The organism is Pseudomonas sp. HMSC067G02 (assembly GCF_001813485.1).
Lineage (GTDB): Bacteria > Pseudomonadota > Gammaproteobacteria > Pseudomonadales > Pseudomonadaceae > Pseudomonas > Pseudomonas aeruginosa.
This window is the reverse complement of sequence record NZ_KV812727.1, coordinates 6,772-32,678: the sequence shown is the minus strand read 5'-3', so window position 1 is coordinate 32,678 and position 25,907 is coordinate 6,772. Positions and strand designations below refer to the sequence as shown.

At 70.6% G+C, this 25,907-nt stretch carries 14 protein-coding genes and 1 pseudogene; 10 read left to right on the top strand and 5 right to left on the bottom strand.

The genetic code is table 11. The features are described from left to right. Together katA and bfr are read left to right on the top strand one after the other, a co-directional pair. Positions 1–539 (top strand): annotated as a pseudogene (gene katA / locus HMPREF2914_RS28025) (catalase KatA); the annotation flags it as partial. Between the two features lie 129 nt (positions 540–668). After that, positions 669–1,133, top strand: coding sequence for a bacterioferritin (bfr, locus tag HMPREF2914_RS28020; RefSeq protein ID WP_003093668.1), 465 nt, complete (start codon positions 669–671; stop codon positions 1,131–1,133). A 71-nt stretch (positions 1,134–1,204) separates the two neighbouring features. Here bfr and uvrA read toward each other — a convergent pair whose 3' ends face one another. Further along, positions 1,205–4,042 (bottom strand): excinuclease ABC subunit UvrA, encoded by a 2,838-nt coding sequence (uvrA, locus tag HMPREF2914_RS28015; protein WP_023092379.1) that lies wholly within the window; start codon positions 4,040–4,042, stop codon positions 1,205–1,207. Positions 4,043–4,255: 213 nt separating this feature from the next. Here uvrA and HMPREF2914_RS28010 point away from each other — a divergent pair, with 213 nt between their 5' ends. Beyond that, the gene (locus tag HMPREF2914_RS28010; protein WP_023092380.1) at positions 4,256–5,644 is read left to right on the top strand and encodes an MFS transporter; all 1,389 of its coding nucleotides are present in this window, start codon (positions 4,256–4,258) and stop codon (positions 5,642–5,644) included. 16 nt (positions 5,645–5,660) lie between these two features. Next, positions 5,661–6,158, top strand: a complete 498-nt coding sequence (gene ssb, locus HMPREF2914_RS28005) for a single-stranded DNA-binding protein (RefSeq protein WP_003114685.1) — start codon at positions 5,661–5,663, stop codon at positions 6,156–6,158. 88 nt (positions 6,159–6,246) lie between these two features. Here ssb and pchA read toward each other — a convergent pair whose 3' ends face one another. The 4 genes from pchA to pchD are packed head-to-tail and all read right to left on the bottom strand — an operon-like array spanning position 6,247 to position 10,374. Further along, entirely contained in the window at positions 6,247–7,677 is a 1,431-nt protein-coding gene (gene pchA, locus HMPREF2914_RS28000; protein ID WP_023092381.1) for an isochorismate synthase PchA, read from the bottom strand. Beyond that, the gene (pchB, locus tag HMPREF2914_RS27995) at positions 7,674–7,979 is read right to left on the bottom strand and encodes an isochorismate lyase PchB (protein WP_003106950.1); all 306 of its coding nucleotides are present in this window, start codon (positions 7,977–7,979) and stop codon (positions 7,674–7,676) included. The genes pchA and pchB overlap by 4 nt, the downstream gene beginning before the upstream one ends. Next, on the bottom strand, positions 7,979–8,734 hold the full coding sequence (gene pchC, locus HMPREF2914_RS27990; protein ID WP_009877105.1) for a pyochelin biosynthesis editing thioesterase PchC: 756 nt from the start codon (positions 8,732–8,734) through the stop codon (positions 7,979–7,981). Before pchC ends, pchB begins: the two co-directional genes overlap by 1 nt. Next, the gene (pchD, locus tag HMPREF2914_RS27985; RefSeq protein ID WP_023092382.1) at positions 8,731–10,374 is read right to left on the bottom strand and encodes a pyochelin biosynthesis salicyl-AMP ligase PchD; all 1,644 of its coding nucleotides are present in this window, start codon (positions 10,372–10,374) and stop codon (positions 8,731–8,733) included. Before pchD ends, pchC begins: the two co-directional genes overlap by 4 nt. A gap of 229 nt (positions 10,375–10,603) precedes the next feature. Between pchD and pchR the strand changes: the two genes are divergently transcribed. From pchR to pchI, 6 genes are all read left to right on the top strand, one after another. Then, positions 10,604–11,494: a pyochelin biosynthesis transcriptional regulator PchR gene (pchR, locus tag HMPREF2914_RS27980; RefSeq protein ID WP_003106955.1), complete on the top strand. Its 891-nt coding sequence runs from the start codon at positions 10,604–10,606 to the stop codon at positions 11,492–11,494. Between the two features lie 193 nt (positions 11,495–11,687). Beyond that, on the top strand, positions 11,688–16,004 hold the full coding sequence (gene pchE, locus HMPREF2914_RS27975) for a pyochelin non-ribosomal peptide synthetase PchE (protein WP_023092383.1): 4,317 nt from the start codon (positions 11,688–11,690) through the stop codon (positions 16,002–16,004). Then, on the top strand, positions 16,001–21,430 hold the full coding sequence (gene pchF, locus HMPREF2914_RS27970; protein WP_070702877.1) for a pyochelin non-ribosomal peptide synthetase PchF: 5,430 nt from the start codon (positions 16,001–16,003) through the stop codon (positions 21,428–21,430). The genes pchE and pchF overlap by 4 nt, the downstream gene beginning before the upstream one ends. Further along, positions 21,427–22,476 (top strand): pyochelin biosynthesis thiazoline reductase PchG, encoded by a 1,050-nt coding sequence (pchG, locus tag HMPREF2914_RS27965; protein ID WP_003129320.1) that lies wholly within the window; start codon positions 21,427–21,429, stop codon positions 22,474–22,476. Before pchF ends, pchG begins: the two co-directional genes overlap by 4 nt. Next, on the top strand, positions 22,473–24,185 hold the full coding sequence (gene pchH, locus HMPREF2914_RS27960) for an ABC transporter ATP-binding protein PchH (RefSeq protein ID WP_023092385.1): 1,713 nt from the start codon (positions 22,473–22,475) through the stop codon (positions 24,183–24,185). Before pchG ends, pchH begins: the two co-directional genes overlap by 4 nt. Next, a complete protein-coding gene (gene pchI / locus HMPREF2914_RS27955; protein WP_023092386.1) occupies positions 24,182–25,906 on the top strand; it encodes an ABC transporter ATP-binding protein PchI in 1,725 nt (574 codons plus the stop codon). The genes pchH and pchI overlap by 4 nt, the downstream gene beginning before the upstream one ends. Position 25,907 lies beyond the last annotated feature (1 nt).

The following is a 25,907-nucleotide window of genomic DNA, read 5'->3' as shown; positions in this document are numbered from 1 at the left end:
ACTACTTCGCCGAGGTCGAGCAGGCCGCTTTCACACCGGCCAACGTGGTGCCCGGTATCGGTTTCTCGCCGGACAAGATGCTCCAGGGCCGTCTGTTCTCCTACGGCGACGCCCATCGCTATCGCCTGGGCGTCAACCACCACCAGATCCCGGTGAACGCCGCGCGTTGCCCGCACCAGGTCTACCACCGCGACGGCGGCATGCGGGTGGACGGCAACAACGCCCATCAGCGCGTCACCTACGAGCCGAACAGCTTCAGCCAGTGGCAGGAGCAGCCTGACTTCTCCGAGCCGCCGCTGAGCCTGGAGGGCGCGGCGGACCACTGGAACCACCGGGTGGACGACGACTACTACAGCCAGCCCGCCGCGCTGTTCCATCTGTTCACCGACGAGCAGAAGCAGCGGCTGTTCGCCAACATCGCCGAAGACATCCGCGATGTACCGGAACAGATCCAGCGTCGCCAGATCGGCCTGTTCCTCAAGGTCGACCCGGCCTACGGCAAAGGCGTCGCCGACGCCCTCGGCCTGAAGCTGGACTGATGGCCTGATGAGGCCCCCGGCCCCCTTCCTAGGAAGGGGGCTTTTTTATCTGCATTGGCTTGACCCGGATCAGGCGGAGCCGGGAGCATATGCGGCTAGATTCCTAGTTTTCTCCAGGGAGAGCCCCCGATGCAAGGCCATCCGGAAGTCATCGATTACCTCAACACGCTGCTGACCGGCGAGCTGGCCGCGCGCGACCAGTACTTCATCCACTCGCGCATGTACGAGGACTGGGGCTTCAGCAAGCTCTACGAGCGCCTCAACCACGAGATGGAGGAGGAGACCCAGCACGCCGACGCCCTGCTGCGCCGTATCCTCCTGCTCGAAGGTACGCCGCGCATGCGTCCCGACGATATCCACCCGGGCACCACGGTGCCGGAGATGCTCGAGGCCGACCTCAAGCTCGAGCGCCATGTCCGCGCCGCGCTGGCCAAGGGCATCGCCCTCTGCGAGCAGCACAAGGACTTCGTCAGCCGCGACATCCTCAAGGCCCAGTTGGCCGACACCGAGGAAGACCACGCCTACTGGTTGGAGCAACAGCTTGGCCTGATCGCGAGGATGGGCCTGGAGAACTACCTGCAGTCGCAGATCTGACCCTACCCCGCGGATACGAAAAAGCCCCTGCGCCTCACGGCCGCAGGGGCTTTTTCATGAGCGCCCGGCAATCAGACGCGATCGCGTTCCAGCAGCGGCTTGAGGAAGTGGCCGGTGTGCGACTGGGGCATCTCGGCCACCTGCTCCGGCGTGCCGTTGGCGATGATCTGACCACCCTTGGAGCCGCCCTCGGGACCGAGGTCGACCAGCCAGTCGGCGGTCTTGATCACGTCCAGGTTGTGCTCGATCACCACCACGGTGTTGCCGTGGTCGCGCAGGCGGTGGAGCACGTCGAGCAGTTGCTGGATGTCGGCGAAGTGCAGGCCGGTGGTCGGTTCGTCGAGGATGTACAGGGTCTTGCCGGTGTCGCGCTTGGACAGCTCGCGGGACAGCTTGACCCGTTGCGCCTCGCCGCCCGAGAGGGTGGTCGCGCTCTGGCCCAGCTTGATGTAGGACAGGCCGACGTCCATCAGCGTCTGCAGCTTGCGCGCCAGGGCGGGGACGGCGTCGAAGAACTCGCGGGCTTCCTCGATGGTCATCTCCAGCACCTCGTGGATGCTCTTGCCCTTGTAGCGGATCTCCAGGGTCTCGCGGTTGTAGCGCTTGCCCTTGCAGACATCGCAGGGAACGTAGATATCCGGCAGGAAGTGCATCTCCACCTTGATCACGCCGTCGCCCTGGCAGGCCTCGCAACGGCCGCCCTTGACGTTGAACGAGAAGCGGCCGGGACCGTAGCCGCGCGAGCGGGCCTCCGGCACGCCGGAGAACAGTTCGCGGATCGGCGTGAACAGGCCGGTATAGGTCGCCGGGTTGGAGCGCGGGGTACGACCGATCGGGCTCTGGTCGATGTCGACCACCTTGTCCAGGTGCTGCAGACCGTCGAACGAGTCGTACGGCGCCACTTCCAGGGTAGTCGCGCCGTTCAGCGCGGTGGCGGTGATCGGGAACAGGGTGTTGTTGATCAGCGTCGACTTGCCGGAGCCCGAGACCCCGGTGATGCAGGTGAACAGGCCGACCGGGATTTCCAGGTTGACGTTCTGCAGGTTGTTGCCGCGGGCGCCTTTCAGCTTCAGCAGCTTCTTCTTGTCGCGCGGGGTGCGCTTGGCCGGAACCGCGATTTTCTTGCGCCCGGAAAGGTACTTGCCGGTCAGCGAGTCGGGGTGGTTCATCACCTGGTCGGGCGTACCTTCCGCCACTACCTGGCCGCCGTGCACGCCGGCGCCCGGACCGATGTCGACGACGTAGTCGGCGAGTCGGATCGCGTCCTCGTCGTGCTCGACCACGATCACCGTGTTGCCGAGGTTGCGCAGGTGGGTGAGGGTGCCGAGCAGGCGTTCGTTGTCGCGTTGGTGCAGGCCGATCGAGGGTTCATCGAGGATGTACATCACTCCCACCAGGCCGGCGCCGATCTGGCTGGCCAGGCGGATGCGCTGGGCTTCGCCGCCGGACAGGGTGTCGGCGCTGCGGTCGAGGGTCAGGTAGTCGAGGCCGACGTTGACCAGGAATTGCAGGCGGTCGCGGATTTCCTTGAGGATCTTCGCCGCGATCTCGCCACGGCGGCCGGTCAGGCTGAGTCCGGCGGCATACTCGCAGGCTTCGCCGACCGGCATCGCGGTGATCGCCGGCAGCGTCCGGTCGCCGACCCACACATGCCGCGCCTCGCGGCGCAGGCGGGTACCGTGGCAATCCGGGCAGGGCTGGGTGCTGAGGAACTTGGCCAGCTCCTCGCGGACCGTGGCCGACTCGGTCTCGCGGTAGCGCCGCTCAAGGTTCGGCAGGATGCCTTCGAAGGGATGCGAACGCTTGACGATGTCGCCGCGGTCGTTGAGATAGCGGAAGTCGACGTTTTCCCGGCCGGAGCCGTAGAGCACCACCTTCTGGTGCTCGGCGCCGAGTTCGTCGAAGGGTTCTTCCAGGCTGAAGCCGTAATGCTGGGCCAGCGAGCCGAGCATCTGGAAGTAATAGACGTTGCGCCGGTCCCAGCCGCGGATCGCGCCCTCGGCCAGGGTCAACTCGCCATTGACCACCCGGCGCGCGTCGAAGAATTGCTTCACGCCGAGGCCGTCGCAGGTCGGACAGGCGCCGGCCGGGTTGTTGAAGGAGAACAGCTTGGGTTCCAGCTCGCTGATCGAGTGGCCGCAGACCGGGCAGGCGAAGCGCGCCGAGAAGATGATCTCCTCGACATCCTCGTCCTCGTCCATCGGTGCTACCAGGGCGATACCGTCGGCCAGGGACAGGGCGGTCTCGAACGACTCGGCCAGGCGTTGCTGGAGGTCCGCGCGAACCTTGAAGCGGTCCACCACCACATCGATGCTGTGCTTCTTCTGCTTATCCAGCTTCGGCACTTCGTCGAGTTCGTAGAGCTTGCCGTCGACCCGGGCGCGGACGAAACCCTGCGCGCGCATCTCGTCGAACACCGCCAGGTGCTCGCCCTTGCGCTCGCGGATCACCGGCGCCAGCAGCATCAGCTTGCTGCCTTCCGGCAGGGCCAGGACCTGGTCGACCATCTGGCTGACGGTCTGCGCCTCCAGCGGGATGTCGTGGTCCGGGCAGCGCGGGGTACCGACGCGGGCATAAAGCAGGCGCAGGTAGTCGTAGATCTCGGTGATCGTACCCACGGTGGAGCGTGGGTTGTGGGAAGTGGACTTCTGTTCGATGGAAATCGCCGGCGACAGCCCTTCGATGGTGTCCACGTCCGGCTTCTCCATCATCGACAGGAACTGCCGGGCGTAGGCCGAGAGGGATTCCACGTAGCGCCGCTGGCCTTCCGCATAGAGCGTGTCGAAAGCCAGGGAAGACTTGCCGGAACCGGAAAGACCGGTGATCACGATCAGTTTGTCGCGTGGCAGTGTGAGGTCGACGTTCTTCAGGTTGTGGGTACGCGCCCCACGAATCAGGATCTTATCCACAGCGGCCTCGCATGGCGGGCGAAAACCGCTGATTATACGGCTGGCCGCTAGCGCGCGGCAAAGTGGCGCGCCTGTGCCGCGAGGGGGCGGACTGGTAGAATGCGCGGCATTTTTCCGGCGCGGGCATTGCCCCGGCCGCCCAGGAGCGGGCGGCGGCGCCATCGGCAGGGGCATGAGGCCTTGCCCTGCAGCGGTTTCTTCCATGAGGGTGTTATGCACGACTCACATACTGAGCGGATGAGCGGTACCGAAACGCGAGCGGCCGTCGGGCTGTCACTGGTATTCGCCTTCCGCATGCTCGGCATGTTCATGGTCCTGCCGGTGCTGGCCACCTACGGCCAGGACCTGGCCGGCGCGACCCCGGCGCTGATCGGCCTGGCCATCGGCGCCTACGGCCTGACCCAGGCGATCCTGCAGATTCCCTTCGGGACCATTTCCGACCGCATCGGCCGGCGCCCGGTGATCGTCGTCGGGCTGCTGATCTTCGCCGCCGGCGCGGCCCTCGCGGCCAATGCCGACTCCATCTGGGGGGTGATCGCCGGCCGCATCCTGCAGGGCGCCGGGGCGATCTCGGCGGCGGTGATGGCACTGCTCTCCGACCTCACCCGCGAGCAGCACCGGACCAAGGCGATGGCGATGATCGGCATGAGCATCGGCGTCTCCTTCGCCGTGGCCATGGTGCTCGGCCCGGTGCTGACCCATCTGTTCGGCCTGCATGGGCTGTTCTGGTTCACCGCCGGGATGGCGCTGGTCGGCCTGCTGCTGATCCTGTTCTTCGTCCCGCAGCCCGACCACATGACCCAGCACCGCGAATCCAGCGTGGCGCGCCAGGCCCTGCTGCCGACCCTGAAGCACGGCGACCTGCTGCGCCTGGACGCCGGCATCCTGATCCTCCACGCCATCCTCATGGCCAGCTTCGTCGCCTTGCCGCTGGCGCTGGTGCACGAGGGCGGCCTGCCCAAGGAGCAGCACTGGTGGGTCTACCTGACCGCGCTGCTGGTCGGTTTCTTCGGCATGGTGCCGTTCATCATCTACGCCGAGAAGAAGCGTCGCATGAAGCGCGTGCTGACCGGCGCGGTGGCGACCCTGCTGGCCTGCGAACTGTTCTTCCTGGTCTTCGGTCACAGCCTGGCCATGCTGGTGGTCGGCACGGTGGTGTTCTTCACCGCCTTCAACCTGCTCGAAGCCTCGTTGCCGTCGCTGGTCAGCAAGGTCTCGCCGGCCGGCGGCAAGGGCACGGCAATGGGGGTGTATTCCACCAGCCAATTCCTCGGCGCGGCGCTGGGTGGCATCCTCGGCGGCTGGATGTTCCAGCACGGCGGGCTGAGCATGGTGTTCATCGGATGCGCGGTGCTCGCTGCCCTCTGGCTGGCGATTGCTGTTACCATGCGCGAACCGCCTTATGTGACCAGCATTCGCCTGCCGCTCGCGCCCGCCGCGCTGCAGGACGCGGTGCTGGTCCAGCGATTCAGGGCGTTGCCCGGTGTGGCAGACGCCGTGGTGGTGGCCGAGGAGGCCGCCGCCTATGTCAAAGTGGATACCCAACAAGTGGATCGCACCGCCCTCGAGCGCCTGGCCCAGGCCGCGCCGGGCGGATGCTGAACCTTAGGAGAACGTCATGGCCCGTGGGGTTAACAAAGTCATTCTGGTTGGTAACGTCGGTGGTGACCCGGAAACCCGCTACATGCCCAACGGCAATGCGGTGACCAACATCACCCTCGCCACCAGCGAGAGCTGGAAGGACAAGCAGACCGGCCAGCAACAGGAGCGCACCGAATGGCACCGCGTGGTGTTCTTCGGCCGCCTGGCGGAGATCGCCGGCGAGTACCTGCGCAAGGGTTCCCAGGTCTACGTCGAAGGCAGCCTGCGCACCCGCAAGTGGCAGGGCCAGGATGGTCAGGATCGCTACACCACCGAGATCGTGGTCGACATCAACGGCAACATGCAGTTGCTCGGCGGCCGCCCCTCCGGCGACGATTCGCAGCGCGCCCCGCGCGAGCCCATGCAGCGCCCGCAGCAGGCCCCGCAGCAACAGTCGCGTCCGGCCCCGCAGCAGCAACCGGCGCCGCAACCGGCCCAGGACTACGACAGCTTCGACGACGACATTCCGTTCTAAGCGACGCCCTTGCGGCGCGGCCCGTCCGCGCCACGGGCAGACCTTCGAAGCCCCCCTGCCGCCCTCGGGCCGCAGGGGGTCTTCGTTTTCAGGCGACGCCGCGCTGCAAGGGCACTTCGTCCAGGCCGCCTATGGCGGATAGAGCTTCCCGCATGGCACTGAGCTTAAGGCAGGTTTCGCGATACTCGTGGGCCGGTTCCGAATCGCCTACCAGACCGCAGCCGGCGAACAGGTAGCCCCGGCCCGGCGTGAGCAGGGCCGAGCGCAGCGCCACCAGGAAATCGCCGTTGCCTTCGCCGTCGAGCCAGCCCAGCGGCGCGGCGTACCAGCCACGGTCCATCCCTTCGTGCTGGCGGATGTAGTCCAGCGCCGCGCTGCGTGGGTAGCCGCCCACCGCGGGGGTCGGATGCAGCGCCTGCAGCAGCCGCAGGATGCCGCCTGCGTCGGCGAGGCGGGCGCGGATCGGCGTGTTCAGGTGCTGGACTCGCGCCAGTCGTTTCAGGCCGGGCGCATCGGGGATTTCCAGTACCTCGCTGAAGGGTTCCAGGGCCGTACGGATCGCCTCCACCACCAACTGGTGTTCGTGCCTGTCCTTGGCGCTGTCCAGCAGGGCCTGTCCGAGCCGCGCATCTTCCTGGGCATCGCCGCCGCGGGCGATGGTCCCGGCCAGGGCATGGGTGAGTGCCTCGCCGGCGCGAATGCGGACCAGGCGTTCCGGGGAGGCGCCGAGGAAGCAGGCGTTGCCGCGGCGACAGGCGAACAGCTGGGCGTCGGCATGTTGCAGACGCAGGTGTTCGATGACCTGCCACGGCTCGATGTCGCCGAGAGGCCGGGCCTGGGTACGGGCCAGCACGACCTTGCCGAAGCGTCCCTGGCGGACACTGCTTACCGCGTCGCTCACCTTGGCTTCCCATTGCCTGCGCTCCAGCGCCGAAGCGTCGCCCTGCGCGCCAGCGGTCGGCCCCGAGGGCCGGCGCCTGGCCGGCTGCCTCAGGCGCAGTAGCGCCGAGCAGTGGTAGGCGGCCAGGGCCAGGGCATCTTCGCCGGGCTTGGCCAGGTGTTGGCAGAGTACCCGGTAGCGTTCGCCCTCGCGCAGCACGGTGATGCCGGCGAGCATCAGGCTGGCATCGGCGAAGGCTTGCCAGTGTTCCTCGCGCGGGCCGCGCGGATCGAAGCGGAATCCGCCGCACAGGCGCGGCGCCAGCGGGCCCTCGACCACGGCGTCGGCGCAGAGCAATTGCCAGTTTTCCTCGATCCGGGCGAAGCGCTGTTCGCCGTGGCCTTGCAGCTCCAGGGCGCAGCCCCAGGCGAAGAACGCCAGCTCGGGCTGTTCCCAGTACAGGCAGGGCGTTTGCCGGTCGTCCCAGGCACCGAATACCTGCAGCGGGTCCAATGGGTCGATCTCGAACGACGCCGCCACCAGCACCGGACGATCGAGCGCCTGCGCCTGGCCGATGGCGCGCTCGAAGGTGCCGCGCAAGGCGTGCAGGCACTGGCTCAGGGGTGCCAGCCGGCTCATGCGGCACCCCGTGTCTGGCGCCAGTACTTGATCTGCTCGGCGATGTACCAGTGGATGATCTGCGCGAACAGTCCCTCGACGAAGGGCGCGTCGAGTCCGTTTTCCTCGGCCCAGCGGGCGCGCTCGGGGAGCATCGCGGCGACCCGCTCGGGCGCCGGAATCGCCGCTTCGCTGGCTTTGAAGCGCGACGCCGCCTTGACGTAGTCCATGCGGCGGCCGAGGGCCTGGACGATATCCAGGTCGATCCGGTCGATGGCCTCGCGGATGTCCGCCAGGCCGGTGCAGTCTTCGGGAGTTTTCATCATGCAACCTCTCGGGAAAGGGCGTCGGGATGTGCGAGGCGGCGCAGCAGGTGCTCGATCACCGCGTCGCGCCCCTCGCTCAGGTAGAAGTGGCCGCCAGGAAAGCGCCGCAGCCTGGCGGGAGTCCGGCTGGCGTCGCTCCAGGCCTGCGCCTCGGCGGCGCTGACTTCCTCGTCGTGCTCGCCGAGGAGGACGTCGAGGGCGCAGGCCAGGGCGATGGGCTGCGCCCGTCGGTAGGTCTCGATCGCCTGGTAGTCGGCGCGCAGGATCGGCAGGAACAGCGCGCGCAGGTCGGCGTCCTCGAGTAGCTCGCTGGCGCCACCCTGGCGGCGGACGTCCTCCAGCAGCGCCGCCTCGTCGCCGCGGTGCAATGCGCCGCCGCGTTGCCGGTGCGGTGCCGGATGGGCGGAGACGAACAGGTGGCGCAGCGGCGCGCCGGCGCTTTCCAGGCGCAGGGCGGTTTCGTAGGCCAGCGCCGCGCCGAGACTGTGGCCGAACAGCGCCAGGGGCGCGTCGGCGAAATCGCGCAGGGCGAGGGCGGCGCCGTCGGCGAGGTCCTCCAGGCGGGTGGCCGGCTCCTCGTTGAAGCGGTCCTCGCGACCCGGGTACTGCAGGGCAAGCAGGTCGATGTCTGGTGGCAGGCGTTCGCTCCAGCTACGGAAGAAGCTGGCGCTTCCGCCTGCATGGGGGAAGCAGGCCAGGCGCAGGCGCGGCATCGGCGTCAGGCGGAACGGCCGGACCCAGGCGGCGCTCATGCGCGGGCCTCCAGCTCGCGGCGCAGGCGCTCGCGCAGGTCCTTCTTGCTGATCTTGCCGATGCCGGTCTGGGGGAAGGCCGGGACCAGCTCGATGCGGTCCGGCACCTTGAACGCGGCCAGCCCGCAGGCGTGCAGGTATTGCTTCAGCTTCAGCGCCGAGGGCGCCGGCTGGCGCGGGATGACGAAGGCGCAGGTGCGCTCGCCGAGCAGGCTGTCGGGCATCGCCACGACGGTGGCGTCGTGCACCTGCGGATGGGCTATCAGCAGGTTCTCCACCTCTTCCGCGGCGATCTTCTCGCCGCCGCGGTTGATCTGGTCCTTGTCGCGGCCCTCCACCACCAGGTAGCCGTCCTTGTCGCGGCTGACCCGGTCGCCGGTGCGGTAGAAGCCGTCCGCGCTGAAGGCCTTGGCGTTGTGTTCGGGCAGGCGGTAGTAGCCGCGGATGGTGTAGGGACCGCGCACGGTCAGTTCGCCCACCTCGCCGGGGCCGACCTCGCGGCCCTCGGCGTCGACCACCCGCACTTCGTCGTCCGGCGACAGCGGCCGGCCCTGGGTATGCAGCACGCGTTCGGGCGGATCGTCCAGGCGGGTGTAGCAGATCAGCCCCTCGGCCATTCCCAGCACCTGTTGCAACTGGCAGCCGAGCACCGGTTCGACGCGTTGCGCGGCACTGCTGCCGAGCCTGGAGCCGCCGACCTGGAGCAGACGCAGGCTGGATAGATCGGCGCGGCGGCTTTCCTGGGCATCCAGCCAGAGCATCGCCAGCGGCGGTACCAGGGCGGTGTGGGTGACCCGTTCACGGGCGATCAGGGCGAAGCAATGCTCGGGATCGGCGCGCTGGCTGACCACCACGCGGCCGCCGGCCAGCAGCGTGCCGATCACTCCGGGGCAGCAGAGGGTGAAGTTGTGCGCCATCGGCAAGCCGGTGAGGTACACCGTGTGCTCGTCGAAGCCGCAGACCTTGGCGCTGGCGCGGACGTTGTAGAGATACTCGCGATGACGCCGGGGAATCAGCTTCGGCGTGCCGGTGGTGCCGCCGGACAACTGGAAGCAGGCGATATCCTCGGCGCGGGCGGCGCAGTCTTCCAGCGCGTCGGCCTGGTACAGCGGTGCCAGCGCTTGCAGCGGCGCCTCGGCCTCGCCGTGGATCAGCGCCATCCGGCAGGCGCCGCTGGCGAGCAGCTCACGGGCCATCGGCCGTGGGTCGAAGCCGTCGATCCGTTCGGCGCCGATGTAGGCCTTGGCCTCGGCGAAGCGGCAGAAACCGCTGATCTCATGCTGGCGATGGGCGGGGAGGGCGAGCACCGGGCGTACGCCGAGCTGGAACAGGGCGAAGCAGGTCTCGACGAAGGCGATGCCGTTGGGCAGGTGCAGCACTACCGTGTCGCCATGTGCGAGGCCGGCCTGGCGCAGTCCGGCTGCCAGGCGGCGGCAGCGCTGGAGCAGGTCGGCATAGCTGAGCCGCTGGTCGTCGTCGCAGAGCGCGATCCGCCGCGGATGGCGCGCGGCGCTGGCGGCCAGGGCTTCGGCGAAGTTCTGGTCCTGCCAGTGGCCGGCGTCGAGATAGCGGCGGACGAAGGCGGCGGGCCAGTCGGGGGCGTCGTCGACGGCCGATGGGGTGGCGGGCGAGGAAGTCATGCGATCTCCGTGGATGCGGTCGATTGCCATTGCTGGGAAATGAGATTTATTATCATTGGCGGGCGGCAGGGACCGCGCAAGCCCGCGCCTTTCGATTGCGGGGCTTTTTCATTCGCTGCAGGGGCGGAGTGCAGGGCGCTTTGTCCATCTCCGCTAAAAAGTCCCCCTGCCCCCACGTATCCAGGAAGGCGTCGCCGCGTCGGCAGCGCCCGGGCTACAGGAAAACCTGATGACCATCACCATCATTGCTCCGCCACAGGCCGATGCCGCCGCGCCGGCACCGGGCAACCGGCCCGGCGTCGCGCACATCGATCCGAACATGAAGCTGGTGACCGGAACCTTCTGTTCGGCCAGCGAGGACTGGTTCGAGGAACCGCTGGAGCGCGGCCTGCGCCTGATCCTCGTGCAGAGCGGCCAGTTGCGCTGCCGGATTCCCGGCCAGCCCGAGCACCTCATCGAGGGGCCGAGCCTGTGCACCATCGCCAACGATGGCGACTTCACCTCGGCGCAGATCTACGGCACCGACAAGCCGTTGCGCTACACCATCGTCCAGCTCGGCGTCGAAGCCCTGGACAGCCGCCTCGGCTGGCTGCCCGAGCAACTGATACGCCGCCCCGGCGGCGATCCGCGGATCATGAGCTGCCCGGCGCCGCGGGCGATGCAGGCGTTGGCCTCGCAGATCGCCACCTGCCAGATGCTCGGTCCGACCCGCGATCTCTACCTCGGCGGCAAGGCCCTGGAGTTGGCCGCGCTCAGCGCACAGTTCCTTTCCGGCGAGGGGCGCCCCGTCGAGGAGCCGCGCATCACCTGCTCGGAGGTCGAGCGCATCCACGCCGCCCGCGACCTGCTGGTCGGCGCCTTGCAGGAGCCGCCGTCGCTGGACACGCTGGCCAGCCGCGTGGGCATGAACCCGCGCAAGCTGACTGCCGGCTTTCGCAAGGTGTTCGGCGCCAGCGTATTCGGCTACCTGCAGGAATACCGCCTGCGCGAGGCGCACCGGATGCTCTGCGACGAAGAGGCGAACGTCTCCACGGTGGCCTACCGGGTGGGCTACAGCCCGGCGCATTTCTCCATCGCTTTCCGCAAGCGCTACGGCATCTCCCCCAGCGAGATCCGCTGAGTCTCCGCGACGCCCCCCGACCCGGCCACGGGAGGGGTGTCGCCGCTGCGGGATGACGCTGCATCTAACGAAACAGTCCGGCTGTCTAAAGCATTGCCGGCCAGGCCTCCCAGGCAAGTGAGATAAGGTCGCATTTGATAATCGTTGCCAGGAACTGGCAACCGACCTCAGATGCTTGCCCTAGGGAGCCCCCATGGATCTGCCCCCCGATTCCCGTACCGCCCTGCGCGACTGGCTGACCGAGCAGCTCGCCGACCTGCTCGGTGAACCGCTTGCCGACGTGCGCGCCCTGGCGGACGACGACGACCTGCTGGGCTGCGGCCTCGACTCGATCCGCCTGATGTACCTGCAGGAACGCCTGCGCGCGCGTGGCTCGACGCTGGACTTCGCCCAGTTGGCGCAGCGCCCCTGCCTGGGGGCCTGGCTCGACCTGCTGGCCTGCGCGGACCGGCTGTCCGCCCCGGCAACGGTCGCGCTGCCGGCGGCGCAGGATCGCGATCAGCCGTTCGAGCTGTCTTCCGTGCAGCAGGCCTACTGGCTGGGACGTGGCGCCGGCGAGGTGCTGGGCAACGTCAGCTGCCATGCCTTCCTGGAGTTCCGCACGCGGGATGTCGACCCGCAGCGCCTGGCCGCGGCGGCGGAGTGCGTGCGTCAACGCCACCCGATGTTGCGGGCGCGCTTCCTCGACGGTCGCCAGCAGATCCTTCCGACGCCGCCGCTGTCCTGCTTCGACCTGCAGGACTGGCGCACTTTGCAGGTGGACGAGGCCGAGCGCGACTGGCAGGCGCTGCGCGACTGGCGCGCCCATGAATGCCTGGCGGTGGAGCGTGGCCAGGTGTTCCTGCTCGGGCTGGTGCGCATGCCGGGCGGCGAGGATCGCCTCTGGCTGAGTCTCGACCTGCTTGCCGCCGATGTCGAAAGCCTGCGCCTGCTGCTGGCCGAACTGGGCGTTGCCTACCTGGCGCCGGAGCGCCTGGCGGAGCCGCCGGCGCTGCATTTCGCCGACTACCTGGCGCGCCGTGCGGCGCAACGCGCCGAGGCCGCGGCGCGGGCCCGCGACTACTGGCTGGAACGCCTGCCGCGCTTGCCGGACGCGCCGGCCCTGCCGTTGGCCTGCGCGCCGGAAAGCATCCGCCAGCCGCGCACCCGGCGCCTGGCATTCCAGCTTTCCGCCGGCGAGAGCCGGCGCCTGGAGCGTCTTGCCGCGCAGCATGGCGTGACCTTGTCCAGCGTGTTCGGCTGCACCTTCGCGCTGGTCCTGGCGCGCTGGAGCGAAAGCGCGGAATTTCTCCTCAACGTGCCGTTGTTCGATCGGCATGCCGACGACCCGCGTATCGGCGAAGTGATCGCCGACTTCACCACCCTGTTGCTGCTGGAGTGCCGGATGCAGGCCGGGGTGTCCTTCGCCGAGGCGGTGAAGAGCTTCCAGCGCAACCTCCACGGAGCCATCGACCACGCCGCATTCCCCGCCCTGGAGGTGCTCCGCGAGGCGCGCCGGCAGGGCCAGCCACGCTCGGCGCCGGTGGTGTTCGCCAGCAACCTGGGCGAGGAGGGCTTCGTCCCGGCGGCCTTCCGCGACGCTTTCGGCGATCTCCACGACATGCTCTCGCAGACCCCGCAGGTCTGGCTCGACCACCAGCTCTACCGGGTGGGCGACGGTATCCTGCTGGCCTGGGACAGCGTCGTCGGCCTGTTCCCCGAAGGTCTGCCGGAAACCATGTTCGAAGCCTACGTGGGGCTGCTCCAGCGTCTCTGCGACAGCGCCTGGGAGCAGCCCGCCGATCTGCCGTTGCCCTGGGCGCAGCAGGCGCGCCGGGCCCTGCTCAACGGCCAGCCGGCATGCGCCACGGCGCGCACCCTGCATCGCGACTTCTTCCTTCGCGCCGCCGAGGCGCCGGATGCCGACGCGCTGCTCTATCGCGACCAACGTGTCACCCGCGGCGAACTGGCCGAGCGTGCGCTGCGCATCGCCGGCGGCCTGCGCGAAGCCGGGGTGCGCCCCGGCGACGCGGTCGAGGTCAGCCTGCCGCGCGGACCGCAGCAGGTCGCGGCGGTATTCGGTGTGCTCGCCGCAGGCGCCTGCTACGTGCCGCTGGACATCGACCAGCCGCCCGCACGGCGGCGCCTGATCGAAGAGGCCGCCGGGGTATGCCTGGCGATCACCGAGGAGGACGATCCGCAGGCCTTGCCGCCGCGCCTGGATGTCCAGCGCCTGCTGCGCGGCCCGGCGCTGGCCGCCCCCGTGCCGCTGGCGCCGCAGGCGAGTGCCTATGTGATCTACACCTCGGGCTCCACCGGGGTGCCCAAGGGCGTCGAGGTCAGCCACGCGGCGGCGATCAATACCATCGACGCGCTGCTCGACCTGCTGCGGGTGGACGCATCGGATCGCTTGCTGGCGGTCTCCGCGCTGGACTTCGATCTGTCGGTCTTCGACCTGTTCGGCGGCCTCGGCGCCGGTGCCAGCCTGGTCCTGCCGGCCCAGGAACAGGCGCGCGATGCCGCCGCCTGGGCGGAGGCTATCCAGCGGCATGCGGTGAGCCTGTGGAACTCGGCGCCGGCCTTGCTGGAGATGGCCCTCAGCCTGCCGGCGAGCCAGGCCGACTATCGCAGTCTGCGGGCGGTGCTGCTGTCCGGCGACTGGGTGGCCCTGGACCTGCCCGGCCGCCTGCGCCCACGTTGTGCCGAAGGCTGCCGCCTGCATGTGCTGGGTGGCGCTACCGAAGCGGGCATCTGGTCGAACCTGCAGAGCGTCGATACGGTGCCGCCGCACTGGCGTGCGATTCCCTACGGCCGGCCATTGCCGGGACAGGCCTACCGGGTGGTCGACGCCCACGGGCGCGACGTGCCGGACCTGGTGGTCGGCGAGTTGTGGATCGGCGGCGCCAGCCTGGCCCGCGGTTATCGCAACGATCCCGAACTCAGCGCCCGGCGCTTCGTCCACGATGCCCAGGGCCGCTGGTATCGCACCGGCGATCGCGGTCGCTACTGGGGCGACGGTACCCTGGAATTCCTCGGTCGGGTCGACCAGCAGGTGAAAGTGCGCGGCCAGCGCATCGAGTTGGGCGAGGTGGAGGCCGCGCTGTGCGCCCAGGCTGGCGTGGAGAGCGCCTGCGCGGCGGTGCTCGGCGGTGGCGTGGCGAGCCTCGGCGCGGTGCTGGTACCGCGCCTGGCGCCACGGGCCGAAGGCTCCATGGAACTACCGGCCGCACAGCCCTTCGCCGGCCTGGCAGAGGCCGAGGCGGTACTCACCCGGGAAATCCTCGGCGCGCTGCTGGAGGCGCCGCTGGAGCTAGACGACGGTTTGCGCCGGCGCTGGCTGGACTGGCTAGCGGACTCCGCCGCCAGCGCGCTGCCGTCGCTCGACGAGGCGTTGCGCCGGCTCGGCTGGCAGGCCGCGGGGCTGACCGCGATGGGCAACGCTCTGCGCGGCCTGCTCGCCGGCGAACAGGCGCCGGCCGCGCTGCTCCTCGATCCCTGGCTGGCGCCGCAGGCGGTGGCCGCGCGCCTGCCGGACGGCCGCGAGGCCCTGGCGCGCCTGCTCGAAGCGCTGCCGACGCCGGCTGCCGGCGAACGCCTGCGGGTGGCGGTGCTGGATACCCGCGCCGGGCTCTGGCTCGACCAGGGCATGGCCTCGCTGTTGCGCCCGGGGCTGGAACTGACCCTCTTCGAACGCAGCCGCGTCCTCCTCGACGCCGCCGCCACCCGCTTGCCGGAACGGATCGCGGTGCAGGCGCTGGATGACGGCCTGCTACCTGCCGAGCACCTCGGTCGCTACGACCGGGTGATCAGCTTCGCCGCGCTGCACACCTACGCGGCCAGCCGCGAAGGCCTGGCGCTGGCGGCGGCGCTGCTGCGCCCGCAGGGCCGCTTGTTGCTGGTGGACCTGCTATGCGAGTCGCCACTGGCGCTGCTCGGTGCGGCCTTGCTCGACGACCGGCCGCTGCGCCTGGCGGAGCTGCCGAGCCTGTTGGCCGATCTCGCCGCTGCGGGACTGGCGCCGCGTTGCCTGTGGCGCAGCGAACGGATCGCCCTGGTCGAGGCGCTGGCGCCGGGGCTCGGGCTCGACGCCGCCGCGCTCCAGGCCGGCCTGGAGCAACGCCTGCCCCAGGCGATGCGGCCCGAACGCCTGTGGTGCCTGCCAAGCCTGCCGTTGAACGGCAATGGCAAGGTCGATCGTCGCCGCCTGGCCGAGAGCATGACCCGCGCACTCGGCGAGTGTCGTCACGAGCCCTCGGCGGAGGAGCCGCTGGAAGCCCATGAGCAGGCGCTGGCCGAGTGCTGGGAAGCGGTCCTCAAACGCCCGGTGCGTCGTCGCGAGGCGAGCTTCTTCAGCCTCGGCGGCGACAGCCTGCTGGCGACCCGCCTGCTGGCCGGCATACGTGAGCGTTTCGGCGTACGCCTGGGCATGGCCGACTTCTATCGCCAGCCGACCCTGGCCGGTCTTGCCCGCCACTTGCAAGCGCAGACCGTCGAAATCGAGGAAACCCAACTGGAAGAGGGCGTGCTATGAGCCTCGGCGAACTGCTGGAAACCTGCCGCAGCCGGCGCATCGAACTCTGGAGCGAGGCGGGCCGCCTGCGCTATCGCGCCCCCCAGGGCGCCCTCGACGCCGGCCTCGCCGAGCGCCTGCGGGCCGAGCGCGAGGCTCTGCTGGAACACCTGGAGGGCGGCCCTGGCTGGCGCGCCGAACCCGACCTGGCCCACCAGCGCTTCCCGCTGACCCCGGTGCAGGCCGCCTACGTGCTGGGCCGCCAGGCGGCCTTCGACTACGGCGGTAACGCCTGCCAGCTGTACGCCGAGTACGACTGGCCGGCCGACACCGATCCGGCGCGCCTGGAGGCGGCCTGGAACGCCATGGTCGAGCGCCACCCGATGCTGCGCGCGGTGATCGAGGACAACGCCTGGCAGCGCGTGCTGCCCGAGGTGCCCTGGCAGCGGCTGACCGTGCATGCCTGCGCGGGGCTCGACGAGGCCGCTTTCCAGGCGCACCTGGAGCGGGTCCGCGAACGCCTCGACCACGCCTGCGCGGCGCTCGACCAGTGGCCGGTCCTGCGCCCCGAGCTGAGTATCGGCCGGGATGCCTGCGTACTGCACTGCTCGGTGGATTTCACCCTGGTCGACTACGCCAGCCTGCAATTGCTGCTTGGCGAATGGCGCCGCCGCTATCTCGATCCGCAATGGACGGCGGAACCGCTGGAGGCGACCTTCCGCGACTATGTCGGCGTCGAGCAGCGCCGACGCCAGTCGCCAGCCTGGCAGCGCGACCGCGACTGGTGGCTGGCGCGTCTCGACGCGCTACCGGGGCGTCCCGACCTGCCGCTGCGGGTGCAGCCGGACACCCGGTCCACGCGCTTCCGGCACTTCCACGCGCGCCTCGACGAGGCCGCCTGGCAGGCGCTCGGCGCGCGCGCCGGCGAACACGGCCTGAGCGCTGCCGGCGTGGCCCTGGCGGCCTTCGCCGAGACCATCGGTCGCTGGAGCCAGGCACCGGCGTTCTGTCTCAACCTGACGGTACTCAACCGGCCGCCGCTGCATCCGCAGCTGGCGCAGGTGCTCGGTGACTTCACCGCGCTCAGCCTGCTGGCAGTGGACAGCCGCCACGGCGACAGTTTCGTCGAGCGTGCCCGACGCATCGGCGAGCAGATGTTCGACGACCTCGACCACCCGACCTTCAGCGGCGTCGACCTGCTGCGCGAACTGGCGCGCCGGCGTGGTCGCGGCGCCGATCTGATGCCGGTGGTGTTCACCAGTGGCATCGGCAGTGTGCAGCGCCTGCTCGGCGATGGCGAGGCGCCGCGCGCGCCACGCTACATGATCAGCCAGACCCCGCAGGTCTGGCTGGACTGCCAGGTCACCGACCAGTTCGGCGGCCTGGAGATCGGCTGGGACGTACGCCTCGGGTTGTTCCCCGAGGGCCAGGCGGAAGCCATGTTCGACGACTTCGTCGGGCTGCTCCGGCGCCTGGCGCAGAGCCCGCGCGCCTGGACCGACGGCGATGCCACGGAACCCGTCGAGGCGCCGCCGCAGGCGTTGCCCGGTAGTGCCCGGAGCATCGCCGCCGGTTTCGCCGAGCGTGCCCTGCTGACCCCCGACGCCACGGTGATCCACGATGCCGCCGGCAGCTACAGCTACCGCCAGGTCGCCCAGCACGCCAGCGCTCTGCGCCGCGTCCTGGAAGCGCACGGCGCGGGCCGTGGCCGGCGGGTCGCGGTGATGCTGCCGAAAAGCGCCGCGCAATTGGTCGCGGTGATCGGCATCCTCCAGGCCGGTGCCGCCTATGTGCCGGTGGACATCCGCCAGCCGTTGCTGCGGCGCCAGGCGATCCTCGCCAGCGCCGAAGTGGTCGCGCTGGTCTGCCTGGAAAGCGATGTCCCGGACGCCGGCTGCGCCTGCGTGGCTATCGACCGGCTGGCCGCCGACAGCGACTGGCCGCCACCGCCCGCGGCGGAGGTGGCGGCGGACGACCTCGCCTACGTGATCTACACCTCCGGCTCCACCGGCACGCCCAAGGGCGTGATGCTCAGCCATGCGGCGGTGAGCAACACGCTGCTCGACATCAACCAGCGCTACGGCGTCGACGCCAACGACCGCGTCCTCGGCCTCGCCGAGCTGAGCTTCGACCTCTCGGTCTACGACTTCTTCGGCGCCACCGCGGCGGGGGCCCAGGTGGTCCTGCCGGACCCGGCGCGCGGCAGCGATCCTTCGCATTGGGCGGAACTGCTGGAACGCCACGCCATCACCCTGTGGAACTCGGTGCCGGCCCAGGGCCAGATGCTCATCGATTACCTGGAGAGCGAGCCGCAACGCCACCTGCCGGGACCGCGCTGCGTGCTCTGGTCCGGTGACTGGATTCCGGTCAGCCTGCCGACCCGCTGGTGGCGGCGCTGGCCGGACAGCGCGCTGTTCAGCCTGGGCGGCGCCACCGAGGCGGCGATCTGGTCGATCGAGCAGCCGATCCGCCCGCAGCACACCGAGCTGGCCAGCATCCCTTATGGCCGCGCCCTGCGCGGGCAGAGCGTGGAAGTCCTGGATGCCCGCGGGCGGCGCTGCCCGCCGGGCGTGCGCGGCGAGATCCATATCGGCGGGGGGGGCCTGGCGCTCGGCTACGCCGGCGATCCGCAGCGCACCGCCGAACGCTTCGTCCGTCACCCCGATGGCCGTCGCCTGTATCGCACCGGCGACCTCGGCCGCTACCTGGCCGACGGCAGCATCGAGTTCCTCGGTCGCGAGGACGACCAGGTGAAGATTCGCGGCCACCGCATCGAACTGGCCGAGCTGGACGCCGCGCTGTGCGCCCATCCGCAGGTCAACCTGGCGGCCACCGTGGTGCTCGGCGAGACCCACGAGCGCAGCCTGGCCAGCTTCGTCACCCTGCATGCGCCGGCGGAGGCTGGCGAGGACCCGTGCACGGCGCTCGACACGGTGCGCCAGCGGGCGGCCCAGGCCTTGCGCCGCGACTGGGGCAGCGAGGAGGGCATCGCCGCGGCGGTGGCCGCACTCGACCGTGCCTGCCTCGCCTCGTTGGCCGCCTGGCTGGCCGGCAGCAGTCTGTTCGCCAGTGCGACGCCGCTGGACTTCGCCACCCTGTGCCAGCGCCTGGGTATCGCCGAGGCGCGCCAGCGCCTGCTGCGCCACTGGTTGCGCCAGCTGGAGGAGGGCGGCTACCTGCGCGCCGAGGGCGAGGGCTGGCTGGGCTGCGCCGAGCGTCCCGCGCAGAGTCCGGAGGACGCCTGGACGGCGTTCGCCGGCTGCGCGCCGGCGGCGCTCTGGCCGGCCGAGCTGGTCGCCTACCTGCGTGACAGCGCGCAATCCCTCGGCGAGCAACTGGCCGGGCGGATCAGCCCGGCGGCGCTGATGTTCCCGCAGGGCTCGGCGCGCATCGCCGAGGCCATGTACAGCCAGGGCCTGCATGCCCAGGCGCTGCACGAGGCGATGGCCGAGGCCATCGCCGCCATCGTCGAGCGCCAGCCGCAACGGCGCTGGCGCCTGCTGGAGCTTGGCGCCGGCACCGCCGCCGCCAGCCGCGCGGTGATCGCCCGGTTGGCGCCGCTGGTGCAGCGAGGGGCGGAGGTGGACTACCTGTTCACCGACGTTTCCAGCTACTTCCTCGCCGCCGCCCGCGAGCGCTTCGCCGACCAGCCGTGGGTACGCTTCGGCCGCTTCGACATGAACGGCGATCTTCTCGACCAGGGCGTGGCGCCGCACTCGGTGGATATCCTGCTCAGCTCCGGGGCCTTGAACAACGCGCTGGACACCCCGGCGCTGCTGGCCGGCCTGCGCGAGCTGCTGAGCGCCGACGCCTGGCTGGTGATCCAGGAACTGACGCGCGAGCACAACGAGATCAGCGTCAGCCAGAGCCTGATGATGGAAAACCCGCGCGACCTCCGCGACGAGCGCCGCCAACTGTTCGTCCACACCGGGCAATGGCTGGAGTGGCTGGCGGCACAGGGTGGCGACCTGGCTTGCGGGGTGGTGCCGCCGGGCAGCGCTCTCGACCTGCTTGGCTACGATGTCCTGCTGGCTCGCTGCAAGACCGACCGCGCCCGCCTGGAGCCGGCCGAGCTGCTGGCCTTCGTCGAAGCGCGGGTGCCGCGCTACATGCTCCCGGCGCAGTTGCGCGTGCTCGAACGCCTGCCGGTCACCGGCAACGGCAAGATCGACCGCAAGGCCCTGACCGGCTTTGCCCGCCAGCCCCAGGCGGACCTTCGGCATGGCGTCGCGCAGGCACCGGCCGACGAACTGGAGAATGCGCTGCTGGCACTCTGGCGGGAGGTGCTGGACAACCCGTCGCTGGGCGTCGAGCAAGACTTCTTCGGGGCTGGCGGCGACTCGCTGTTGATCGCCCAGTTGATCGCCCGTTTGCGCGAACGACTGGAAAGCGCCCGCCGGCATCCGTTCGATCGCCTGCTACGCTGGGCGCTCAGCCAGCCGACGCCGCGCGGCCTGGCCGAACGCCTGCGCAGCGCGCCGGAAGAGGGCCGTGGGCCAGCCCTGGCCGCGGCGCGCGGCGTCGCCCCGGCGCAGACCGGCATGTCGCGCGCACCGCTCGCCGAGGGCGCGGTGGCGCTCGACCCGCTGGTGCGCCTGGTGCCCGGCGAGGGCGTGCCGAGGGTGCTGGTCCACGAAGGCCTCGGCACGCTGCTGCCGTACCGCCCGCTGCTTCGCGCCCTGGGTGAGGGGCGGCCGTTGCTGGGCCTGGCCGTGCATGACAGCGACGCCTACCTGGCGATCCCCGCCGAGCATCTCAACGCCTGCCTCGGCCGCCGCTACGCTGAGGCGCTCCATGGCGCCGGGCTGCGTGAGGTTGACCTGCTCGGCTACTGCTCCGGCGGGCTGGTCGCCCTGGAGACCGCCAAGTCCCTGGTCCAGCGCGGGGTGCGCGTGCGCCACCTGGATATCGTCTCCAGCTACCGGATTCCCTACCGGGTGGACGACGAGCGCCTACTGTTGTTCAGCTTCGCCGCGACCCTCGGACTGGATACCGCGGCGCTCGGCTTCCCCGCGCCGGAACGTCTCGGCCAGGCGGTGCAGGCGGCGCTCGCGCAGACACCGGAGCGCCTGGGCGCCGAGGCGCTGGCGGAGCTACCGGGCCTGGCCGATCTCGTCGCCCTGCGCGGCCGCGTGCTACAGGCGGCCAGCGGTAGCGCCGACGCCGCCAGCGTCGAACGCGACACCCTCTACCGACTGTTCTGCCACTCGGTGCGTGCCAGCCAGGCCGAGGCGCCGGAGCCCTACGTCGGCGCGCTGCGGCTGTTCGTGCCGGACGCCGGCAACCCATTGGTGCCGTGCTACGCCGAGGCCCTGGAGACCCAATGGCGGGCCGCCGCGCTCGGCGCGTGCGGCATCCACGAGGTGCCCGGCGGGCACTTCGACTGCCTGGGCGAAGCCCTGGCGCAATCCCTGTCGAAACCCATGCCAGAGGAGGCGAGCCGATGAGCGACGTCCGTTCCGTGGTGGTCGCCGGTTCCCGGTTCGGCCAGTTCTATGCCGCCGGCGTCGCCGCCGATCCGCGCTTCGTCCTGCGCGGGATCCTTGGCCAGGGCAGCCGGCGTTCGCGGGCGTTGGCCGAGCGCCTCGGGGTGGAGACCTGGTGCGAGGTCGAGGCGTTGCCTGACGATGTCCGCCTGGCCTGCGTCGCGGTCGGCGGCGCGGCACGCGGCGAGCAGGGCCCGGCGCTGGCCGAGGCGCTGATGGCGCGTGGCATCGACGTGCTGATCGAGCATCCGTTGCTGCCGCGCGAATGGCAGGACCTGCTGCGCAGCGCCGAGCGCCTGGGCCGGCGCTGCCTGCTCAACACCTTCTATCCGCAGTTGCCGGCGGTGGCGCGTTTCATCGAACTGGGCCGCCAGTTGCACCACCGGCGCGGCATCCGCCACCTGGACGCGGCCTGCGGGGTGCAGGTCGGTTTCGCCACCCTGGACATCCTCGCCGCGTTGCTGGAGGGCGTCGGCCCCTGGTCGCTGGAGTCGCCCTCGAACGACCTGTCGGCGATGCGCGGGCTATCCCTGGTGTTGGCGGAAGTGCCGTTGAGCCTGCACGTGCTCAACGAACTGGCGGCCGCCGACGATGGGCGCATGACCTTGTTGCAGCGCGTCAGCCTGACCACCGATCGCGGCACGCTGAGCCTGCTCAGCCCCCATGGCCCGTTGTTGTGGACGCCTGCGGTGGCGGTACCGGCAGAGGATGACGACGGCCTGTTCGCGTTGTTCGACGAGATAGCCGGCGAACCGCTGCCCAGCGCCCAGCTCTGGTATGCCGAACCGTGCAGCTGGGCCCAGGTGCACCAGCGCCTGTGGCCGGCGGCGGCGGCCGAGGCGCTGGCGCTGCTCGCCGACGGCGACGAGGTGCGCCGGCGCAACCAGCGCAGCCTGGAGGTCGCCGCCCTGTGGCAGCGGATCGGCGAGCGCCTTGGCTTCCCCGAGGCGCCGCCGGCGTCGCTGGCGCCGGCGAGCCTGGAACAGGTGCTGGAGCAAGCCTCGTGACCCCGGTGCTGTGGCGCCTGCTGCGCACCTATCGCTGGCGGCTGGCGGCGGCCATGGGGTTGCAGGCCCTGGCCGGGCTCTGCTCGCTGTTGCCCTGGATGCTTCTCGCCTGGCTCGCCGAGCCGCTGGCGCGCGGCCAGGCGCAGCCGGCCCTGCTGGCCCTGGTGCTGCTGGCGGTGCTGGCCTGGCTGGGCTGCCAGGCGCTGGCCGCGCACCTGGCCCACCGGGTCGACGCGGACCTCTGCAACGACCTGCGCCTGCGCCTGCTGGCGCACCTGCAACGGCTGCCGCTGGACTGGTTCGGTCGCCAGGGCCCGGACGGCGTGGCGCGCCTCGTGGAGCAGGACGTGCGGGCCCTGCACCAACTGATCGCGCACGCTCCCAACGATCTCAGCAACCTGTTGGTGGTGCCGCTCGTCGCGTTGCTCTGGCTGGCCTGGCTGCACCCCTGGCTGCTGCTGTTCTGCCTGCTGCCGCTGGTGCTGGCCGCCGCCGGCTTCCTGCTGCTGCGCTCGGTGCGCTACCGCGACCTGGTGCTGCGGCGCAACGCCGCGCTGGAAAGGCTCTCGGCGGACTATGGCGAATTCGCCCACAACCTGCTGCTGGCCCGACAGTACCCCGGCGCCGGCATACAACAGGGCGCCGAGGCGTCGGCGGCGGCCTTCGGCGAAGCGTTCGGCGCCTGGGTGAAGCGGGTCGGCCACCTCGCCGCGCTGGTCTACGTGCAGTTGTCGACGCCCTGGCTGCTGGCCTGGGTCCTGCTCGGCGCGCTGGTCCTGGATGCCCTCGGCGTGCCGCTGGCGCTCGGCCAGGCCTGTGCCTTCCTGCTCCTGCTGCGGGCCCTGGCCGCCCCGGTGCAGGCGCTCGGCCACGGCGGCGACGCGCTGCTGGGCGCGCGCGCCGCCGCCGAGCGCCTGCAGCAGGTATTCGACCAGGCGCCGTTGGCCGAGGGCCGCTCGACCCGCGAGCCGGTCGATGGCGCGGTGGCGCTGCACGGCCTGGGCCATGCCTACGAGGGCGTGGAGGTCCTGGCCGATATCGATCTGGAGCTGAAGGATGGCAACCTGGTGGCCCTGGTCGGTCCCTCGGGCTCCGGCAAGAGCACCCTGCTGCACCTGCTGGCGCGCTACATGGACGCGCAGCGCGGCGAACTGGAGATTGGCGGCCTGGCACTGAAGGACATGCCCGATGCCGTGCGCCATCGGCATATCGCGCTGGTCGGCCAGCAGGCGGCGGCGCTGGAGATATCCCTGGCCGACAACATCGCCCTGTTCCGCCCCGATGCCGATCTCCAGGAGATTCGCCAGGCGGCCCGTGACGCCTGCCTCGACGAGCGCATCATGGCCCTGCCGCGTGGCTACGACAGCGTGCCGGAACGCGACCTGCAACTGTCCGGCGGCGAACTGCAACGACTGGCCCTGGCCCGTGCGCTGTTATCGCCGGCGCGCCTGTTGCTGCTCGACGAGCCGACCTCGGCGCTGGATCCGCAGACCGCCCGGCAGGTCCTGCGCAACCTGCGCGAGCGTGGCGGCGGCCGGACCCGGGTGATCGTCGCCCATCGTCTGGCCGAAGTCAGCGATGCCGACCTGATCCTGGTGCTGGTCGCTGGCCGTCTGGTCGAACGCGGCGAGCACGCGGCGCTGTTGGCGGCGGACGGCGCCTATGCGCGCTTGTGGCGTGAACAGAACGGCGCGGAGGTGGCGGCATGACCCTGTTCGAACGAATGCGTGCGCTGCCCGAAGACTGCCGTGCCGCGTTGCGCCGGGCGAGCGCCTGGGCGGTCCTGGCGGCGCTGCTGGACGCCGCTTGCGGCGTATTGCTGGTGCCGTTGGTCGAGGCCTGGTTCGCCGAAGGCGCGTTGCCCTGGCGCTGGGTCGCCGCGTTGCTCGGCTTGAGCCTGGCGCAGGCGCTGTTGCAGTACCTGGCCCTGCGTCGCGGTTTCGCCGCCGGCGGCTCGCTGGCGGCTGGACTGGTGCGCAGCCTGGTGGCGCGCTTGCCGCGCCTGGCGCCGCCGGCGCTGCGCCGGGTCGCGCCGGCCGAAGGCCTGCTGCGCGGCCCGGTGATGCAGGCGATGGGCATTCCGGCGCACCTGCTGGGGCCGCTGGTCGCCGCGTTGGTGACGCCGCTCGGGGTGATCCTCGGGCTGTTCCTGATCGACCCGTCCATCGCCCTCGGCCTGCTCCTTGCCGGTGCCGTCTTCGCCGCGCTGTTGCGCTGGAGCGGGCGGCGCAATCTGGCGGCGGAGGATGCCCGGCTGGCCGCCGAGCGCGACGCCGCACGGCAGTTGCAGGCGTTCGCCGAACGCCAGCCGCTGCTGCGCGCGGCGCAGCGCGAAAGCGTCGCCCGCCAGGGGCTGGAAGAGGCCTTGCGCAGTCTCCACCGCAGCACCCTGGAACTGTTGCGGCGCAGCCTGCCCAGCGGCCTCGGCTTCGCCCTGGCGGTGCAGGCGGCGTTCGCCTTCGCCCTGCTCGGCGGCGCCTGGGCGGTGGAGCGGCAATGGCTGGACGGCGCGCGGCTGGTGGCCGTGCTGGTGCTGCTGGTGCGCTTCATCGAGCCGCTGGCCCAGCTCACCCATCTCGACCAGGCGTTGCGCGGCGCCTGGCAGGCGCTGGACACCCTGCTGCGGGTTTTCGCCCTGGCTCCGCTGCACAACCCCGAGCCGGGCGAGCGGCCGCACGACGCCAGCCTGGCGGCCGAGGCCGTGGAATTGCGCCTGGAAGATGGCCGCGCCTTGCTCGAGGACATTTCCCTGAGGCTGGAGCCGGGTTCGCTGAACGTCCTCGTCGGACCCTCCGGGGCCGGCAAGAGCAGCCTGCTGGCGCTGCTCGGGCGGCTCTACGACGTCGATGCCGGGCGTGTCCTGCTGGGTGGCGTGGATATCCGCCGGTTGAGCGAAACGACCCTCGCCGCCAGTCGCAACCTGGTGTTCCAGGACAACGGCCTGTTCCGCGGCAGCGTTGCCTGGAACCTGCGCATGGCGCGAGCGGACGCCGATCTCGAAGCGCTGCGCGAGGCGGCGCGGGCGGTTGGCCTGCTGGAAGAGATCGAGGCCTGGCCGCAGGGCTGGGACAGCGACGTCGGCCCCGGCGGCGCACTGCTTTCCGGCGGCCAGCGGCAACGCCTGTGCCTGGCTCGCGGGCTGCTCTCGACGGCGCCGTTGCTGCTGCTCGACGAGCCCACCGCCAGCCTCGACGCCGCCAGCGAGGCGCAGGTGCTGCGCAGCCTGCTCGGGTTGCGCGGCCAGCGCACCCTGCTGGTAGTGACCCACCGCCCGGCGCTGGCGCGTCAGGCCGACCAGGTACTGCTGCTGGAGGAGGGGCGCCTGCGCCTCAGCGGACGTCACGCCGATCTGCTCGTCCGGGACGACTGGTATGCCGGTTTCGTCGGGCTGGCGGGCGAGGAAAGTTCCGCGACGGTCGTGGATCGATAGA

Coding starts and splice junctions, on each gene's coding strand:
- bfr (WP_003093668.1), top strand. CDS start 669: ATGCAAGGCCATCCGGAAGTCATCGATTACCTCAACACGCTGCTGACC.
- HMPREF2914_RS28010 (WP_023092380.1), top strand. CDS start 4,256: ATGCACGACTCACATACTGAGCGGATGAGCGGTACCGAAACGCGAGCG.
- ssb (WP_003114685.1), top strand. CDS start 5,661: ATGGCCCGTGGGGTTAACAAAGTCATTCTGGTTGGTAACGTCGGTGGT.
- pchA (WP_023092381.1), bottom strand. CDS start 7,677: ATGAGCCGGCTGGCACCCCTGAGCCAGTGCCTGCACGCCTTGCGCGGC.
- pchB (WP_003106950.1), bottom strand. CDS start 7,979: ATGAAAACTCCCGAAGACTGCACCGGCCTGGCGGACATCCGCGAGGCC.
- pchC (WP_009877105.1), bottom strand. CDS start 8,734: ATGAGCGCCGCCTGGGTCCGGCCGTTCCGCCTGACGCCGATGCCGCGC.
- pchD (WP_023092382.1), bottom strand. CDS start 10,374: ATGACTTCCTCGCCCGCCACCCCATCGGCCGTCGACGACGCCCCCGAC.
- pchR (WP_003106955.1), top strand. CDS start 10,604: ATGACCATCACCATCATTGCTCCGCCACAGGCCGATGCCGCCGCGCCG.
- pchE (WP_023092383.1), top strand. CDS start 11,688: ATGGATCTGCCCCCCGATTCCCGTACCGCCCTGCGCGACTGGCTGACC.
- pchF (WP_070702877.1), top strand. CDS start 16,001: ATGAGCCTCGGCGAACTGCTGGAAACCTGCCGCAGCCGGCGCATCGAA.
- pchG (WP_003129320.1), top strand. CDS start 21,427: ATGAGCGACGTCCGTTCCGTGGTGGTCGCCGGTTCCCGGTTCGGCCAG.
- pchI (WP_023092386.1), top strand. CDS start 24,182: ATGACCCTGTTCGAACGAATGCGTGCGCTGCCCGAAGACTGCCGTGCC.